The sequence below is a fragment of the Pseudomonas sp. Bout1 genome (genome assembly GCF_034314165.1).
Taxonomy (GTDB): Bacteria; Pseudomonadota; Gammaproteobacteria; order Pseudomonadales; family Pseudomonadaceae; genus Aquipseudomonas.
The window spans coordinates 4,287,795-4,304,956 of the sequence record NZ_JAVIWK010000001.1 but is presented as its reverse complement, the minus strand read 5'-3'; the positions used below and the strand labels follow the sequence as shown (position 1 = coordinate 4,304,956).

The 17,162-nt window shown below is 59.0% G+C and carries 15 protein-coding genes; 11 read left to right on the top strand and 4 right to left on the bottom strand.

What is annotated here, in order from left to right; genetic code table 11:
• Nucleotides 1-28 precede the first annotated feature (28 nt).
• From RGV33_RS20030 to RGV33_RS20005, 6 genes are all read left to right on the top strand, one after another.
• Nucleotides 29-847 (top strand): ABC transporter ATP-binding protein, encoded by an 819-nt coding sequence (locus tag RGV33_RS20030; protein ID WP_322145780.1) that lies wholly within the window; start codon nt 29-31, stop codon nt 845-847.
• Nucleotides 844-1,608 carry an ABC transporter permease gene (locus tag RGV33_RS20025; protein ID WP_008435867.1) on the top strand — a complete coding sequence of 255 codons (765 nt, stop codon included), beginning with the start codon at nt 844-846 and terminating at the stop codon, nt 1,606-1,608. The genes RGV33_RS20030 and RGV33_RS20025 overlap by 4 nt, the downstream gene beginning before the upstream one ends.
• A 25-nt stretch (nt 1,609-1,633) precedes the next feature.
• Nucleotides 1,634-2,674, top strand: a complete 1,041-nt coding sequence (locus RGV33_RS20020; RefSeq protein ID WP_322145779.1) for an ABC transporter substrate-binding protein — start codon at nt 1,634-1,636, stop codon at nt 2,672-2,674.
• A complete protein-coding gene (locus tag RGV33_RS20015) occupies nt 2,671-3,555 on the top strand; it encodes a PhzF family phenazine biosynthesis isomerase (RefSeq protein WP_322145778.1) in 885 nt (294 codons plus the stop codon). Before RGV33_RS20020 ends, RGV33_RS20015 begins: the two co-directional genes overlap by 4 nt.
• The gene (locus tag RGV33_RS20010) at nt 3,552-4,010 is read left to right on the top strand and encodes a RidA family protein (protein ID WP_322145777.1); all 459 of its coding nucleotides are present in this window, start codon (nt 3,552-3,554) and stop codon (nt 4,008-4,010) included. The genes RGV33_RS20015 and RGV33_RS20010 overlap by 4 nt, the downstream gene beginning before the upstream one ends.
• A 241-nt stretch (nt 4,011-4,251) precedes the next feature.
• A complete protein-coding gene (locus RGV33_RS20005) occupies nt 4,252-4,872 on the top strand; it encodes a hypothetical protein (RefSeq protein WP_322145776.1) in 621 nt (206 codons plus the stop codon).
• A gap of 39 nt (nt 4,873-4,911) precedes the next feature.
• On the opposite strand, the gene RGV33_RS20000 is transcribed toward RGV33_RS20005, so the two are convergent.
• The 3 genes from RGV33_RS20000 to RGV33_RS19990 all read right to left on the bottom strand — a co-directional run bounded on the left by RGV33_RS20000 (nt 4,912) and on the right by RGV33_RS19990 (nt 9,076).
• A complete protein-coding gene (locus RGV33_RS20000) occupies nt 4,912-6,075 on the bottom strand; it encodes a hypothetical protein (RefSeq protein ID WP_322145775.1) in 1,164 nt (387 codons plus the stop codon).
• Nucleotides 6,076-6,089: 14 nt separating this feature from the next.
• Nucleotides 6,090-6,977: a nitrilase family protein gene (locus RGV33_RS19995; protein ID WP_322145774.1), complete on the bottom strand. Its 888-nt coding sequence runs from the start codon at nt 6,975-6,977 to the stop codon at nt 6,090-6,092.
• Nucleotides 6,978-7,111: 134 nt separating this feature from the next.
• The gene (locus RGV33_RS19990) at nt 7,112-9,076 is read right to left on the bottom strand and encodes a flavin monoamine oxidase family protein (protein WP_322145773.1); all 1,965 of its coding nucleotides are present in this window, start codon (nt 9,074-9,076) and stop codon (nt 7,112-7,114) included.
• 313 nt (nt 9,077-9,389) lie between these two features.
• Between RGV33_RS19990 and RGV33_RS19985 the strand changes: the two genes are divergently transcribed.
• The 5 genes from RGV33_RS19985 (at nt 9,390) to RGV33_RS19965 (ending at nt 16,299) form a co-directional block, all read left to right on the top strand.
• Nucleotides 9,390-9,731: an FKBP-type peptidyl-prolyl cis-trans isomerase gene (locus tag RGV33_RS19985; protein WP_322145772.1), complete on the top strand. Its 342-nt coding sequence runs from the start codon at nt 9,390-9,392 to the stop codon at nt 9,729-9,731.
• Nucleotides 9,732-10,469: 738 nt separating this feature from the next.
• Nucleotides 10,470-11,186, top strand: a complete 717-nt coding sequence (locus tag RGV33_RS19980; protein WP_322145771.1) for an MgtC/SapB family protein — start codon at nt 10,470-10,472, stop codon at nt 11,184-11,186.
• A gap of 281 nt (nt 11,187-11,467) precedes the next feature.
• Nucleotides 11,468-12,094, top strand: a complete 627-nt coding sequence (locus tag RGV33_RS19975) for a response regulator transcription factor (RefSeq protein ID WP_322145770.1) — start codon at nt 11,468-11,470, stop codon at nt 12,092-12,094.
• Nucleotide 12,095: 1 nt separating this feature from the next.
• Nucleotides 12,096-15,731 (top strand): transporter substrate-binding domain-containing protein, encoded by a 3,636-nt coding sequence (locus RGV33_RS19970; RefSeq protein ID WP_322145769.1) that lies wholly within the window; start codon nt 12,096-12,098, stop codon nt 15,729-15,731.
• Nucleotides 15,732-15,867: 136 nt separating this feature from the next.
• Nucleotides 15,868-16,299, top strand: coding sequence for a chemotaxis protein CheY (locus RGV33_RS19965; RefSeq protein ID WP_322145768.1), 432 nt, complete (start codon nt 15,868-15,870; stop codon nt 16,297-16,299).
• Here the strand turns inward: RGV33_RS19965 and dkgB are convergent.
• On the bottom strand, nt 16,296-17,099 hold the full coding sequence (gene dkgB, locus RGV33_RS19960; protein ID WP_322145767.1) for a 2,5-didehydrogluconate reductase DkgB: 804 nt from the start codon (nt 17,097-17,099) through the stop codon (nt 16,296-16,298). The genes RGV33_RS19965 and dkgB overlap by 4 nt on opposite strands.
• Between the last annotated feature and the right edge of the window lie 63 nt (nt 17,100-17,162).

Sequence of the window (17,162 nt, the reverse complement as noted above, 5' to 3'; positions counted from 1 at the left end):
AGTCCGGCCTACCGGACGAGGAGGGGCGGTGAGTGCAAAACCCTTTATCAGCTTCGCTGGGGTGCAAAAAAGCTTCAAAGTCGAGGGCCGCCAGTTTGTGGCCGTGCGCAATGTAACGCTTGAGGTGCAGCGGGGCGAAATCATCACCCTGGTCGGCCCTTCGGGGTGCGGCAAGTCCACCTTGCTCAACATGACCGCCGGGCTCTTCGGCCCCACCGAAGGCCAGGTGCATTACGACGGCGCCGAGGTCAAGGGCGTCAACACCCGGGTCGGCTACATGACCCAGGCCGACCACTTGCTGCCGTGGCGCACCGTGGCCGGCAACATCGCCGTGCCGCTGCAAATCCGCCGCATGCCCAAGGCTCAGATTGATACCCGTGTCGAGGAGTTGATGGCGCTGGTGGGCCTTACCGGTTTTGGCGAAAGCTACCCCAACCAGCTTTCCGGCGGCATGCGTAAACGCGCAGCCATGGCGCGCCTGATGGCCAGCGACCCGGAAACCCTGCTGATGGACGAACCCTTCGGCGCCCTCGATGCGCAGATGCGCCTGACCCTGCAGACCGAACTCTTGCGCCTGTGCCGCAAGCTCAACAAGACCGTGCTGTTCGTCACCCACGATGTCGATGAAGCCATCGCGCTGGCGGACCGCTGCGTGGTGTTCGCCGGCCGCCCCGGCACCATCGATCACGTGCTCGATATTCCCCTGAGCGGTGAACGTAACCTGGTGCAATTGCGCTCCGACCCACGCTACGTGGAACTCTGCGCCGCCCTCTGGAAACGCCTGGCGCCCGACGTCGCCGGTGCTGCCGATCCCGCCTCATTGGCTCACTCGCTGGAGGTCGTATGATCCAGGTCTATCGCTTGCTGTTCCTGATTTTCCTGCTGGTGTTCTGGGAGTGCGTTTCGCGCTGGTTCGGCGTGGAGTTCTTCATCAGCCGGCCCTCGGCGGTGGCGCAAAGCCTATGGAAAATCCTTATGAACGGGGTGTTTTTCTACCACGCCGGCATCACCACGCTGGAGGCGGTGCTGGGCTTCTTCTTCGGCTCCCTCGCAGGTTTGATCGCCGGTTTGGTGCTGGGCCGCGCCAAGCTGCTGGCGGATATTCTCGACCCGTTCCTGACCGCGTTCTACAGCCTGCCGAAAGTCGCGCTGGCGCCACTGTTCATCCTCTGGTTCGGCATCGGCCTGCCGATGAAAGTCATCCTGACAGCAGCCGTGGTGTTCTTCCTGGTGTTCCTCAACACCTACAGCGGTGTGCGCAACGTCTCCCGCGAGCAACTGACCATCCTGCGCCTGATGGGCGCCAAGGAGCGTGACCTGCTGACCATGGTGGTGATCCCGTCGGCCTTCACCTGGGTGTTCACCGGCCTGCGCTTGTCGGTGCCCTATGCACTGATTGGCGCGCTGGTGGGCGAGATTATCGCCGCCAACCGGGGCCTGGGTTACCTGCTCTCGGATGCGGCCTCGCAGTTCGACACTGCCGGTGTGTTTGCCGCGCTGGTGGGGATCATCGCGCTGGCGCTGATCCTGAACACGGCGGTGAAGCTGGCCGAGCGCAAGTTGATGCCGTGGAAGGCCAACGAAGCGGAACGTGAAGTCGCGGTTTAACCCCTCATTTTTGTGGAGCTTGATCATGTTCAAACCATTGTTCATTGCCAGCGTTTTACTTGCCTCATTCATGCCAGCAGCGCAGGCCCAGGACCTGACCAAAGTCACCCTGGCATTCCCCAGCGAAGGCTTTCTCTATGTGCCGATCTACGTCGCGCAAAAGCAAGGCTACTTCGCTGAAGAAGGCCTGAATGTCGAAGTGATCGTGTTCCAGAAAGGCGGCTCGGCGGCGCTGACTGCTGTCCTCGGCCGCGACGCGGATGCGTATGTCGGCTTGCCCGCCGTCGCGGTGCGCGCCCGCACCAAGGGCCAGAACGTCCAGGCGTTCGCCGCCGTGCAAACCCAGTTCGGCAGCACCGTGGTGATCGACGGTGCCTCGGCGCAAAAGGCCGGCGTGTCGGCCACCTCATCCCTGGCCGCCCGTGCCCAGGCCCTCAAGGGCTTGAAGATCGGCGTCACCGGCCCCGGCAGCACCACCGACATGCTGGTGCGCTACCTGGCCAAGGACGCCGGCCTCAACCCGGATAAAGACTTCACCATCATGCCCATCGGCGGCGCGCCAAACATGCTTGCGGCGTTTTCCCAAGGCAGCATCAACGGCTTCTCGCTGTCGCCACCCACCATCACTACCGCTGAAAAGCAGGGCGGTTTTGTGCTGATGGACCTGGCCAAGGGCGAATACAAACCCCTGGACGGCTTCCTCTTCACCGCGATGATTGCCCGAGAAGACTGGCTGGCCAACAATAAAGCCACGGCCGAGAAAATGGTCCGTGCCCTATGGCGCGCCGAGTACCTGATCGCCAGCGACCCGGACAAGGCCCGTGAATCGGTGCGCCCGTATTTCGCCCACACCGACGCCGCCATCTTCAATGCCGCCTGGGCTGCTTCGCTGCCGTCCTACCCGTCCACGCCACGAATCGAGAACGAGGGTGTTGAGAAAAACATCCGCTTCATGAACGCTGTGGAGAGCGAGCCGGTAAAACTCGACGCGCAGCAGGTCTACACCAACTCCATTATCGACGCCGTTGCGCCGACTGTTTCCACCCTTCAGGGAGAGGCGAAATGACGCCCGAGGTTCACCTGGTCAATGTTTTCCCCGCCACCGCCCGTGGCGGCAACCCGGCGCCCACCGTAGCTGTGGCCGATGGCATGAGCGATGCCGACATGCAGCAAGTGGCCCGCGATTATGGCCATGAATGCGGCTTCGTGTTCGCCGCACCGGTTGGCAGCGAGTTCGATTTTGCCTTGCGCTTCTGGGTGCCCAACCACGAGATGGAAATGTGTGGGCATGCCACCGTGGGAGCGGTGTGGCTGCTGGATCGGCTGGGCATGCTGCACAAGGACCGCCTGACGTTATCGACACTGAGCGGTCCGGTGGATGCGCGGATCACCGCTGCGGGCACCCCGGATATCCAGGTGGAAATCAGCCAGCCCAAGGGCCGGGTCGAGGCGTTGAACGACGCTGATGTCGAGGCCGAGATTCTGTCCGTACTCGGCATCACCTCCAACGAACTGGCGCCGCTGCCGATCCAGAACGCTTGCACCAGCCGGGTGAAAACCCTTATCGCGCTGAAAAGCGTGGCGGTACTGGATAGCCTGAAACCGGATTACCGGCGGATGCAGCAACTGTGCGAACGAATCGGCTCTACCGGTTTGTACCCCTATGCGCCATCGGATCTGGAAGGGCGACAGTTTGATGCGCGGCAGTTTCCCAAGTCCTCGGGTTACCCGGAAGACGCTGCCACCGGCATTGCGGCTGCCGCGTTGGCGTTTGGCTTGTTGGAGAATGGCCTGGTGACGGCAGATGATCGCCCGGTGCACATCCGCCAGGGGCGGGCCATGGGCCGACCTTCGCAAATTTCCCTGCGGTTTCGCCGGGATGAGGCGGGCCAGGTGCAAGGTTGCTGGTTGGGGGGGCATGTGGAATTTGTCGAGGAGCCAGCATGAGCGTGCGCGAAAAACTGCAAGCCCTCGGGCTGGAATTACCCGAGGCGCCGAGCCCCAAGGGGGACTACGTGCCGGTGACGATTCAGGGTGGCGTGGCGTATGTCAGCGGGCAGGTTTGTCGGCAGGGTAACAGCGTGATTACCGGGCCGGTGACGGACCAGACCCCAATGGAGTTGGTCAACGAAGCGGGGCAGACCTGTGTGCTGCGGGCCTTGAGCGTGCTGGACCAGGCGGTAGGGTTGGAGAATGTCGAGCGCATCCTGTTCGTTCGCGGGTTTGTGTTGGGCGGGGAAGGTTTCCAGGGCTTCTCCAAAGTGGTCGACAGCGCGTCGCAACTGTTGATCGAGCTGTTCGGCGAACGTGGCCGGCACGCGCGTTCGGCGGTGGGCGTCGCGGGGTTGCCCGGCAACGGTCTGCTCGAACTGGAATTGACGGCGGTCGTCACCCAAACCTGACCTGCCTGAACCACCCACCAAAATGTGGCGAGGGAGCTTGCTCCCGCTGGGCTGCGCAGCCGCCCCAAAACCGATGATCGCAGTGCCTCGGGCATGGCGCGTCAACCGGTCCGGGAGCGCTTCGCACTCCAGCGGGAGCAAGCTCCCTCGCCACAGGATTCGTATTGCTTTCACCTCTGCATCAATCCCGATGAACGAGTAAACTGCCCGCCTTTTATCCTCACGACGAGACGGTGAGCTTTTGAACGCAGGAAAAACCGCAGGGCTGTTGCTACTCACCGCCTTATTGGCGGGATGCGGCACCTCGCCACCCCGCACCCCCAACGACATCTGCGGCATCTTCCGCGAAAAGGACGATTGGTACGACGCCGCCAAGGTTACCCAGGCGCGCTGGGGCGTGCCGATCCAGGTGCCGTTCGCGATCATGTATCAAGAATCGGGCTTTCGACAGGACGCCAAGACCCCGCGTAAATACCTGTTATGGATCATCCCCTGGGGCCGCGTGTCTACCGCCTCCGGTTACTCCCAGGCCAAGGATGAAGTGTGGAGCGACTACCAGAAAAGCACCGGCCGCACGGGTGCCAGTCGCCAGGACTTTGACGACGCCATCGACTTTGTCGGCTGGTACATGGACAAGACCTACACCATCAACGGCGTTTACAAATACGACGCCTACGGCCAGTACCTGAATTACCACGAAGGCTGGGGCGGTTACCGTCAGCGTACCTACGCGAGCAAAGCCTGGCTGATGCCGGTGGCGGGGAAGGTGCAGGCGCGTTCGCAGATGTACGCGGCGCAATATGCGGGCTGCAAGAATGATCTGGGGCGTGGGTTCTGGAGCCGGTTCTGGCATTGGCTGTGATTGCTCGGGCAGTCCTTTGCCCGGTGTAGGAGAGGGGAGTTAGACGGCCAACCATCCCACCAATGGCACAACCAGCAAGGTGCTCAACGCCATGGAGATTATGTTGCCGAGATAAGGATGAACGTGCGGTGGTAACCGTCCTGCAATTGCGCAGGCCAGTGGCGGCGCGATCAGCGCGCCAAGCAACGCACTGGTCCCCATCACCATCCAGCTACCACCATGGGTCAATACGGCTGCCGGGACCACCGATACCAGCGGGACATACGTGGGATACCAGCCGCGTTTGATCCACTGATGTCGCCAGATCACCACGCCCAGTGCTGACGTCAGCGCTTGCGCGCCGATCAGATGCAGTATCAGGCCGGATCCATAGGCCGGGCTCACCGGGTTCAGCGCGTAAGCCAGTAACACCCCCGCCAGCAAGCCAAGGCTGGCCAGTTCATTGCCGAAGAACGGCGCTTCGGAAAAATCAGCCAATACCCTCCGCACGCTCCACACCACACCATAAGTCGGTGGCGGTAACGGGGCGGGCCTTTGCGGCGCTGTGTAATCGCTTCGTACCAGGGCCGGCACGCGACGGCATAATACAAAGGCAATCACACTGCCAACCGCCATCCCGAGCACATTTCCGATCACCACCGGCAAGCCCAGCGGCATGCAGACGTAATTGACGATCAACAAACACATCGGCGTGACCAGTAGGGCTCCCAGTACGGCGCCGTTGAGCGTCACTTTCCAGCCACCTCCGAACATCAGCACCATTGCCGCTGGCAGTGAAACAAACGCCGCAAACGTCGGCTGCCATGTGTCGGTGGTCACGGTCCAGCCCCATAACGCATTACTCAGCAGCAAGCCAAGTAACGAACTGGTTACCAGCCACGGCCACAGCCCTGTGCCGTACGAGATAGCAAAGCCCTGCCAGGACTTGCCCGTGCGGCTGGCCCACCAAGCCAGATATGCACCGCCCAGCAGCCCGACTGAAGCCAGTTCATGTTTGTAGAACGCGACTTCGCTGATATCCCCCAACACCCAGCGCAACCAGGCACTGGGCTGTGGAAGGTTGGTGAGCATATCGACGTAGCCCGGCCAAGGGTAAGAAAACGCTATCCACAGGATCAGCAAAGCACTGGCAAGCCCCAAGGCGATAACAATGTTATCGGCCCGGGAGCGTTCTGAGCGTGGTTTTTGCAAAAGGGTTTCCATGGTGCGCCCTCCGGTCAGCGTGGCAGGGCGCGGTGTTGGGTATACCCAAGCATCTGGTCGTAAAGATCCGCGCGCCGGTCGCGCTGCAAATCGTTGAGGCTGTTCCAGATCGGCGCACTGCGGGCACTGGTGAGGTCAACATCGGCAAACAGAATCTCTTGCCGATTCGCCGAAGCCACCGCGCCAATGGGCCAACCGTTGGTACCGGCAATCAGCGAACATCCCAGGTAACGCGCATCGCGCTCCTCGCCGATACGACTGGCGGCGGCGATAAACACGTTATTGACGTGGGCGGCGGTCATCGTGAGATACGACGCCATGCACTTCCCCGCGTCGTCGAACAAAGGAGGCGGGGTCCACACCCAGTTGTTGAGGCTGCAAATAATATCGGCGCCTTGCTGGCTGAGGATGCGTGGCACCTCGGGAAACCAAATGTCCCAGCAGATCAACAGGCCAATACGACCTATGGGTGTTTCGAAAACGGGGAATCCTGTATCGCCGGGAGTGAACCAGAGCTTTTCAAGGTTCCACAGATGGGCCTTGCGGTACTTGCCAATAAAGCCGTCCGGCCCCAGCAATACAGCCGTATTGAACAGCTGCATAGCGGAAATTTCGCTGAGGCCTGCCACCAGATACACCTCATGTTTGCAGGCGAAATCTGTCCAGGCTTGCACAGTCGGCCCACCCGGAATGGCCTCGGCGTGGTCAAACGCGTCCTGACGGCTGGAGAAAAAGTAACCACAGTTTGAGAGCTCTGGCAGCACGATCAGATTGGCACCGCCGCTCACTGCTTCCGTCGCCAGCTCAAGGCTATGACGCAGGTTGCGCTCCCGGTTTTCCATTCCCACCTGGGGATCGAACTGTACGACAGCTATGCGAACAGGGCTTGTTGGATCGCTCATTGCGGGTGACCTCTTATTTTTATTCAGCCAGGAGTGGCTGGATGTTTATAAAAGGCGACCTGACGTTTAAATGAAAGTCGGACGCGTCCGATAGTAATGTAGTTTGCTTCTGTCAAGGCTTTTGCAGGGTGTGTTTATTTTGATGGAGGTGAATACTCGGTTTGGTATTCTGGATAGTCTTGCATTGAGAATCCTCCATTGAAGAGGGCGCCAGTTCTATTGCAGATGTTTATGACGGTATCTATTGCGCCCCTGAAACAAGGCTCTGTCCATCCGGCATCTACTGAAAAAGATTCGCCACAGAGGTAAAGCCCAGATTTAAATGAGTAGTCCTTGTTGTATTTCATTAGGCTGACAGCCTCATAGTAGGTCCCCGGCCTGTACAGCTTTGCGCATCCCAACGAGTTTCTGTCATTCATCCAGCGTTGTACGATTGCCTGCTCGTGTCCAATGTATGGAGAGATTTTTTCTTGGATGTTGGTGGATTTAACCAGGATTCTATCCAGCTCTTCTATGCACTTGGTTATTAATTCTTTGTCACTTAGTGAGGATAGCTTTGTTGCGTCATCTTCCCAGGTATAGCTCAGAAGTATGCAGTCGTAGGTGTGATGCTCGTTATAGCGATAGGTATATACATCATGTATGAAGCTGTCGGTCACGATGGCTTGTGGGATCTTCGTATTTTTGGATAGGAAGGTTTTTTTTAAGGGGGCGTACACTTTGCAGCTGGTTTCCCAGTGAGCAGTTTTATAGGCATTTATCGTGTCGTAAGGGAGCATCTCTTGATCGAAACCTTCAAGCAGTATTTGTGTTTCGATTATCCAGGAGGGGAGCGTGATGACGACCGAGTCGAAGTCGGCATGGCAGGTTTCAGTTTTTTGGGGGTTACTAGCATTCCATTGATAATAAACGCGCGTTTTCCCATTTCTCAGCTTTTCCAGTTTTTTTACTGGAGAGTCGGTCAGAAATCCATCCGTCTTCTTGAGGCTGAGGTCATACACGGAGTCGCTTATTCCAGAAGTACTCATAAAGAGCAGGCACTCTGCCAAGGCCCCGAGACCTTTGTAGCTGGGCTTATTAAACTCTAGTCCCCGAGAATCAAAAACGGCCGAGCTTCTCAGGTGCGGCGAATCGACTGCCTCGCCATCCAGTTTGACCCGGCCATGAATTAGCTGGAGGTGACTGCTGAAACCAAAAATCGCAGTGCGCAGGGGATAAAGCGAGCATATGTCATAAAATGCTCCCCAACTGCCATCGCCTATTCCAATTGCGTAGAACACAGCCGACTCTTGCGTCGTCATTCCCATGCCACCGAAGTTACCGGGGCGGTCCTTGTGCCAAGACTCAATAACCGGCATTTTCACTAAGTCCCTAAACGAGATACTTTCGTATTTTTCAACTATCTTGGCCCAAAATAACTCCCATTGCTCGCTTCCGTATAATTCCGAAACTTTCTGAGTCATACGGTTCGCAAAGTTTCGCCATTTTTCAGACACTGCACTCAGGGTCTCGCCAGGTGGAGGCGTTATACCATCTTTATTTTTCCAAATCAGCATGGTGGGTTGACTACTATTATCTATACTCCCTTCGCGTAAGTAGATCCCGGTTGATGTGACCCACGGGCTTCCCGGATTTGGGAAGTTTGAATGAACTAGATCAAACGTTTTGGTGTAATAGGCCATCATGGATCGGCCCTCAGTGGGGTTTTCATCAGATCGATTAAAGAAGGGCATACGCATCGCGCCCATTTCAAAGGGCGGCCGTCCTGTATTGTTGGAGCGCTGTCCACCAAGAACGGTAAGGTGTCTGCCTCCGATTCTTTTGGATTTCTCGATCAGGGATATGTCTTTAAAGCCGCAGCGATACAGTTCTCTTGCTGCAGTAAGTCCTGTTATGCCAGCCCCGATGATACATATTTTGTGGTCCAAATGAGGCGCCTTGGCAATTCCGCCTTTTTGCTCCACTAAGGCTCGATAATCGAAGCATAAGTCCGGTGGGCCAGGAAAACGGCCTCGCCATTTATTTTTGGTAGATCTCTTTTCTCTGGAAGCGCGGGCAGCAATATCAGCCGGGTAATTGAAGTCTGATCCTATGGTCATACAAGTCATCCCTGATGTTCTATGTTTCTGGATAGTTAGGCTGCTCGTTGTATTGAATAAGATAAATAGGTGGTTTGTATTTTTTTTACGTACGTTTTCGTGATTTTTTGTAGGTTGGTGCATTCGAACTGGCAGGCTATTGAAGAAAACGAGGTATGTGTTGATGCGGGCTCACACTGAAAAATGCTTTAAACATATTCAGAGCGATGTGATTCAACTGGCATGCAATCTCAATCCGGGGCTTGCCAAACGCGTTTGACTCTGGGAAAACGCCCATTTGGCGCGATCCGCGCATTACACAAAACGAGAAAAAATGCGCAACGAACTGAAAATCACCGACCTCCGCCTCGGCGACGGCAAGACCGTGGTCAAAGGCGCCCTGATCACCACGCAATACACGGGCACCCTGGAAGACGGCACGGTGTTCGACTCTTCATGGGAACGCGGCAAGCCGTTTCAATGCGTGATCGGCACCGGTCGCGTCATCAAGGGCTGGGACCAGGGGCTGATGGGCATGAAAGTCGGCGGCATTCGCACGTTATTCGTGCCGGCGCACCTGGCCTACGGCGAGCGCTCGATGGGGGCGCATATCACGCCCGACAGTAATCTGCGGTTTGAGATTGAGTTGCTGGAAGTACTGACGCGCGACGATTGAGAAGGGATGAACATGGATGTTGTTGACACGATGGCCTTGCCTCTCAGTTCGATAGTGGGCATCCGTGTGGTTGAGCTGACCCTTGAGGATGAAGCCGAGCTGCGATCAATGAGTATTTGGCGCTGGTGGAGCGTGATCGAACGTCTTCTGCGTAGCAGCTGTCGAGCCTGGGAGAGGCTGCGTTCGGCGCGACTGGTTGGAGTGTCTGGCTGATGATCGCAGTGTGGCCGACGCAGCCTCGCTTGGGCTCGACAGCTGCTACGGGGGGGGAGAGCTGCGCAATGGTGCGTACCTGAACCCTCCCTGAAGAACCTGCTCAAACCCACCGGGTAAATTTTCCTACGGTTTACTCTGCTTAATTCGGAGCGTAAGCTTCGCGCGTTTTCATCAATAGCGGAGACCCTCAGTGGGTACTTGTTCGAGTGACAGTCGTCGGCCGGTCTCGATAACCGGCACATACTTGGCAAGATAACGCGCATTTTTCCGATGCCGTTGTCTCGCCCAGAAGCGAGAAGCGGCATCCCGGTGGCGGCCAGTCCAGGCCCGATCCCGAATTCCCTCTCATCGACGCTTAACAGTGCGTGATGCCTTGCATCGCGGTACTGCGCACGCGCCTGTCGTTTGCGACGGGCGGGCCTGTCCTGTCGTGCCCGTGACTCAATCACGGCCCGGGATGGACGTACCTGGCCGAAGGTTTCCTCGCGTAAGTTCGGCTGGTAATGAATAGGGAAGACTCCCATGCAAGCAATCAACAACATCAACCTCAACTCGCTGGTCGACACGCTGGTCAGCCTCTCCGCGGCCTTCATTCTCGGTGGCCTGATCGGGTTCGAACGCCAGTACCGCCAGCGCACGGCGGGGCTGCGCACCAACGTGCTGGTGGCGGTGGGCGCGGCGATTTTTGTCGACATGGCCAACCGCCTGGGCGGCGCTGAAGGGGCAGTGCGGGTCGTGGCCTATGTGGTTTCGGGCATCGGTTTTCTCGGTGCCGGCGTGATCATGCGTGAAGAGGGCAACGTGCGCGGGCTGAACACGGCGGCCACCCTTTGGGCGTCGGCGGCGGTGGGCGCCTGCGCCGGTGCCGACCTGATCCTGGAGGCGCTGCTGGGTACGCTGTTTGTGCTGGCGGCCAATACCTTGCTGCGCCCGATCGTCAACAACATCAACCGCCAGCCGCTGGATGTGGTGTCGGCCGAGGTGACCAACATTCTGTATGTGGTGGCCCGGCGTACTCAGCAAAAGGCGGTATTGGCCTTGCTCGAAGCCGAACTCGCCCGCTGCAACTACCCGGCCAGTGATGTAGACGTACGCCCCTTTGGTCCCGAAGAGGTGGAAATCGAGGCGACGCTGGCCGTGACCTCCGTAGACGGTGACGAACTGGACGCCCTGGTGGCGCGTATTTCCACGTCAAGCCTTGTGGTACAGGCCTTCTGGAGCCCGAGTACTACTGATTAGGGCGCCTTTGCTCTCAGCGAGCTGGCTATTTACTATGCTCTTGGTGAGGAAAAATCCTACATATAGATGGGACTATCCCTTCAGGTGGCGCGTCATTCCATTGGTAAGGTTGCGCGCTTGCGGCTAACCCGGCACGCAGACGTCGTTTATGGCGTTCAAATGGAGGGGCCCGACTATTGTTTGTAGGAATGTTCTGAACCGCTCGTCGGAACTGTCATTTCTCACAGGTAGATAGGTCCCGTCTGATGTGTAACGGTACTGAATCCTCCCAGGGGAGCCTTATGAGCAAAGCTTTAATCGTGGATGACCACCCATTTATTCGCGCAACCGTGCGGTTCCTGCTGAAGCAGGAAGGCTTCGACACTATCTTCGAGGCCGGCAACGGCGCCGATGCCATGCAGGTTGCCCGCGAGGAACGCCCTGAACTGATCATCCTCGACCTGGCCATGCCCAAGTTGGGCGGCCTGGAGGTGATCAGCCGGATCAAGGCGCTGGGCCTGCCCTGCAAGATCCTGGTGCTGACGTCTTACCTTGCGGTGTTTTTTTCCACCCGTTGCATGCGGGCTGGCGCGATGGGGTTTGTTGCCAAGACCGGCGAGCTGGATGAACTGCAAAAAGCGATCAAGGCGGTGATGTCCAACTACAGTTGCTTTCCGAGCCTGCCCACCAGCTCGGTGCGCCGGGACGATTTGCAGTCTAGCGAGCAGGACCTGGTGGCCGAGCTTTCCGACCGCGAGTTGACCGTGCTGCAGAAGCTGGCCCTGGGGTTGGGGAACAAGGAAATTGCCGAAGACATGTTACTCAGCCACAAGACCATCAGCACCTATAAAACCCGCCTGAAGGAGAAGCTGCGCATGTCGTCGGTGGTGCATTTGTCCAAGTTCGCCCAGCGCAATCATCTGATCTGAAATGACCAGCTTCCGGGTCTTGTGGCTCAGTGCAGGCGTGCTGCTGGGCGTGCTGTGCGCACAAGCCCCGGCCGTTGGCGAGCCACGCACCCTGTACCTGTTGGGACACTCCATCGTGGAAACCCCGGCAGTGGGGCTGGAGGAAGCAGACTGGCGCTGGCTACGCGAACGGCGCCGTTTGCTGATGGGCATCTCGGGCCCCGATTACGCGCCGTTCGAGTTGAGCACCAGCGATGAGTTGGAAGGGATCACGGCGGATTACGCGGCGCTGATCAGCGATGCGTTGAATATCACGATAGAAGTGCGCCGCTACGACAATCGTGACGAAGTCATCGCCGCGCTCAAGCGCGGCGAAGTCGACTTTTTGGGCTCTGCCAACGGTTACGAGGCGCCAGACCCGCAGTTGGTGCTGTCGCGTTCCTATGCCATGGATCAACCGGCCCTGGTCACCCGCACGGGCGACAGCCAGAGCCTCAGTGCCGACCTGGCCGGCAAGCGTGTGGCGATGCTCTATCACTACATGCAGCCTGATGCGGTTCAGGCGTTTTACCCTCAAGCACGGCTGCAGCTTTTTCCATCGACCTTCGAGGCCATCGGCGCTGTCGCGTTCGGCCAGGTGGATGTTTACCTCGGCGATGCAATCAGCGCCAACTACCTGATCAACAGAAACCACCTGAACAATGTTCGAATGGCCGACTTCTCGTCACTTGAAGTCAATCCCTTTGCGTTTGCATTTTCCCGGGATAACGCGCGGCTGCTGCCGATGATCAACGCGGCGCTGGCCGTTATCCCGGTCAGCGAGCAGATGGAAATCCTGCGGCGCTGGAGTGCCGGAAACCTCGGGTTCCTCGGGGCGGGCCGCCTGCGCTTGAGTGCCAGTGAACAGCGTTGGCTGGAGAGGAACCCCAGGATAAAGGTCGCGGTACTCGACAAGTTCCTGCCGGTTTCATTCATCGACAAACAAGGCGCTTTCGAAGGTTTGAGCGCTGAGGTGCTGGCTCGCATCAGCTTGCGCACAGGCTTGAAATTTGACGTCGTCCCCGGCACTTCGATGCCCCAGCAAATCGACAAGGTCAACACCGGCGGCGCGGACATGATCGCGGTCGTCACCCCCAGCATCGAGCGTACAGACAAGGTACGCATTACCCGGCCTTACCTGACCAACCCGTTTGTGTTGGTCAGCCGCATCGGAGACGGCAGCCCCCTTACCCTGGAAGACATGGCTGGCAAGCGCCTGGCGCTGATTGGCGGCAATAGCTTGCTGGAGGGTTTTGTGCAGGACTATCCCTCCATCAAATTTGTGGACGTCGAGAACCCGGAACACGCCATGGAATTGGTGGCCAATGGCGGTGCCGACGCCGCCGTCAATACCTTGATCAGTGCGCGCTACATGATTGCCCGCGAGTACCGTGACCGGTTGCGGGTTACCAGCACCGTGGGGTCCGAGCCCGCCCGCATCGCTTTTGGTGTCAACCGTAGCCAACTGGAGTTGTATTCGATCCTCGACAAGGCGCTGCTGAGTATCACGCCCCAGGAAATGGACGAATTGGCCAGCCACTGGCGCAGCGAAGTATTGGTTGAAGACAGCTACTGGGCGCGGCATCGCAATGTGATCATCCAGGGTTTCAGCCTGGCGGCGCTGCTGCTGCTGATTACCCTGGGCTGGGCGATTTACCTGCGTAGCCTGATACGCAAGCGCGTGCAGGCCGAGCGGGCCCTGAGTGACCAGATGCGCTTTATGAGTGTGCTGATCGACGGCACACCCCATCCGATTTATGTGCGTGATCGCCTGGGCCGGCTGATGGCGTGTAACAGTGCTTACCTCGATGTGTTCGGGTTCAGGCTGGAGGACGTGACCGGCAAAACCGTGGTCGAGACCGACACCGGCAATCGCCCCCAGGCTGAGTCGTTCCATCAGGATTACCTGCGGTTGATGGAGCAGGGTGAGCCACAGATTCATGACCGCGTGCTCAAGGTGCCGGGCGGCACAGTGCTGACGATTTACCACTGGATGCTGCCATACCGCGACGGTGATGAGCAGGTGGTAGGCATGATCGCCGGTTGGGTGGACATCAGCGAACGCCAGCACCTGCTCGGCCAGTTGCAGGAAGCCAAGGAGGATGCCGACGCGGCCAATCGTGCGAAGACCACATTTCTGGCCACCATGAGCCATGAAATACGCACGCCCATGAACGCGGTGATCGGCATGATTGAACTGGCCTTGAAAGCAGCCGAACAAGACCGTGCCGACCGTGATGCCCTGGAGGTGGCCGCCGAGGCATCGCGGGGCATGCTGGAGTTGATCGGTGACATCCTCGACATTGCGCGCATTGAGTCGGGCCACCTGTCCCTGACCCTTGAGCCTGCCAACCTGCACGCGTTGCTGGCGGCCGTGGCACGAGTTTTCGATGGGCTGGCGCGGGCCAAGGGCCTGGTGTTGCAGGTGGAGCTGGACCCGCTGATTGATCGTTGCGTACAGGTAGACCCGATGCGCTTCAAGCAAGTGGTGTCGAACCTGCTGAACAACGCGATCAAGTTCACGCCCCATGGCCGGGTACGGCTTGGCGCGTCGGGTTCGTCGGCGATTGCCAATGGTTACCTGAGCCTCAGGCTGTGGGTGGAAGACACCGGCATCGGCATCAGTGTCGAAGACCAGAAGCGCCTGTTCAACCCGTTTATCCAGGGCGGCAATACCGCGCAGTCGGCGCGCAGCGGTTCTGGCCTGGGCCTGGTCATCAGCCGCAACCTGTGCGAGATGATGGGTGGGCAACTGCAATTGAGCAGCCTGCTGGGGCAGGGTACTCGGGTAGACGTCACCCTGGAGCTGGCTGTTGCCGATGCAACCCTGATGCCGGCGGTCTCCGTTGCCCTGGACGCTCCGCTGGCCCACGCGTTGAGCATTCTGGTGGTGGATGATTACCCCGCCAACCGGCTGTTGCTGGCCCGGCAATTGAGCTTCCTGGGGCACCGCATCACCACGGCCGAAGACGGCGTCGAAGGGCTTGAACTGTGGCTGTCCGGGCAGTTTGACGGGGTGATTACCGACTGCAATATGCCGTTCAAGGACGGTTACGAATTGGCGCGGGATATCCGCACCCTGGAGCGTGAGCGCGGCCTGGTGCCTTGCCTGTTGTTGGGGTTCACCGCCAACGCCCAGCCCGAGGAAGCCGAACGTTGCCGGCAGGCGGGCATGGATGGCTGCCTGTTCAAGCCCACCGGGCTTGAAGACTTGCATGCGGCCCTGGCGTTGCGCACGGCCACGCCCTCTGTGGCCCCGGGCACCGTTGATGAACGGTCGACAGGCTTCGACGTGGGCCACCTGGAGAAGTTGACCGGTGGCGATGTAGGCGCGGTGAAAGAGCTGCTGGCGCCGTTGCTCGACAGCCTGGAGGCAGACCACCGGCAACTGGTGACTCTGCAACGCCAGGCAAATTTTTCCGGCCTGCATGACCTGGCTCATCGAACCAAGGGTGGCGCGCGCATGGTCAAGGCCCAGGCATTGATGGCGTGTTGCGAGGTACTGGAAAACGTCTGTGAGCGGCAAGCGCGTGACGAATTGGCCGCTGCCGTCGACGGGGTGGACGGCGCGCTCTCTCACCTGCATCACGCACTGTCGGTCTATTGCAATCAGACTTGACTGCCAGGGACTGCCATTCGAGCTATTTGGGATAACTCCTACGTGAAGGTGGAACAAGCCTTATTTAGTCTTCGGAATATGTCTGGAAAATAGGTAGCCCTGTCCCTCACGAGCGCTCCCTGCTCAGGTATTCGCCATGCCAAACAAAGCACTGACTCTCCTGATTGCCGATGAACACCACCTGCAGCGGTTGTACATCGAAAAAATGCTCAACCAACTGGGCTACTACCGCATCGTCCCGGTGCAAACCTTCGAGGAGGTACTGATCCTCACGGCCATACCGGCCGAGCCGTTCGACGTGCTGATCATCAACGCCGGGTTGGCGCAGAGCAATGGTGGGGTGCTGGCCTTCCAGGAGCAGCACCCGCAGATTCGCCACGTGCTGGTCTACGACATCCGTGACCTGGGCGCGCCGGCAGGCGCACCGACCTTATTGGTGCGCCTGCCGGGTACGCCGGACAGCGTCAACCTCGAACACTTCATGGATATCATCGACCCACCGCCAGCCACCTGCGGCTTGCGGGTGTTGCCGTGGCTGCGGGAGCTGTCCGGCAGCCCTGCGGCTTAGTCCCAGGTCGGCGCGATGCCTTTGGGGCTGGTCAGCCGATGGCCACGCTCCAGGCCGGCGATTTGCGCCATGTCGGCGTCGCTCAAGGTCAGGTCCAGCGCCTTGAGGTTGCTGGCCAGGTTGGCGCGCTTGGTCGATGACGGGATTACCGCATAGCCCAGTTGCATGGCCCAGGCCAGGGTTACTTGCGCCGGGGTGGCTTGATGACGTTCGGCGATCTGCTGGATCACCGAGTCCTGCAGTACTTCGCCGTAGGCCAGGGTCATGTAGGAGGTGACCTGGATGCCATGGGCCTTGGCAAAATCCGCCACGGTGCGGTTTTGCAGGTACGGGTGCAGCTCGATCTGGTTGGTCGCGATGTGCTCGGCGCCGACGGCGGCAATTGCCTGTTTCATCAGGTCGACGGTGAAGTTGGAAATGCCGATCTGCCGGGTCAGGCCCTGGCGCTTGGCTTCCAGCAGTTGGCCCATGAATTCGGCGACAGGCACCTGGTTTTCTGGCGATGGCCAGTGGATCAGGGTCAGGTCGAGGTAGTCGGTCTGGAGTTTGCGCAGGCTTTCCTTGAGGCTGGGAATCAGTTGGCCTTCGGCGAAGTTGGCGATCCAGATCTTGCTGGTGATAAACAGCTCGCTGCGGGGGATGCCGCTGTCGGCAATGGCTTGGCCGACGTCGGCTTCGTTTTCGTAGATTTGTGCGGTGTCGATGACGCGGTAGCCCAGCGCCAGGCCGGTGCTGACGGAGTCGACGACGACCTGGCCTTGCAGGCGGAACGTGCCTAGGCCGAATGCGGGAATGGACATGAGTGACTCCTTGAGTGATGTGAACAGTGGAGTTGAGTATCTCCCGGTCGCTCCTTCGCAAAC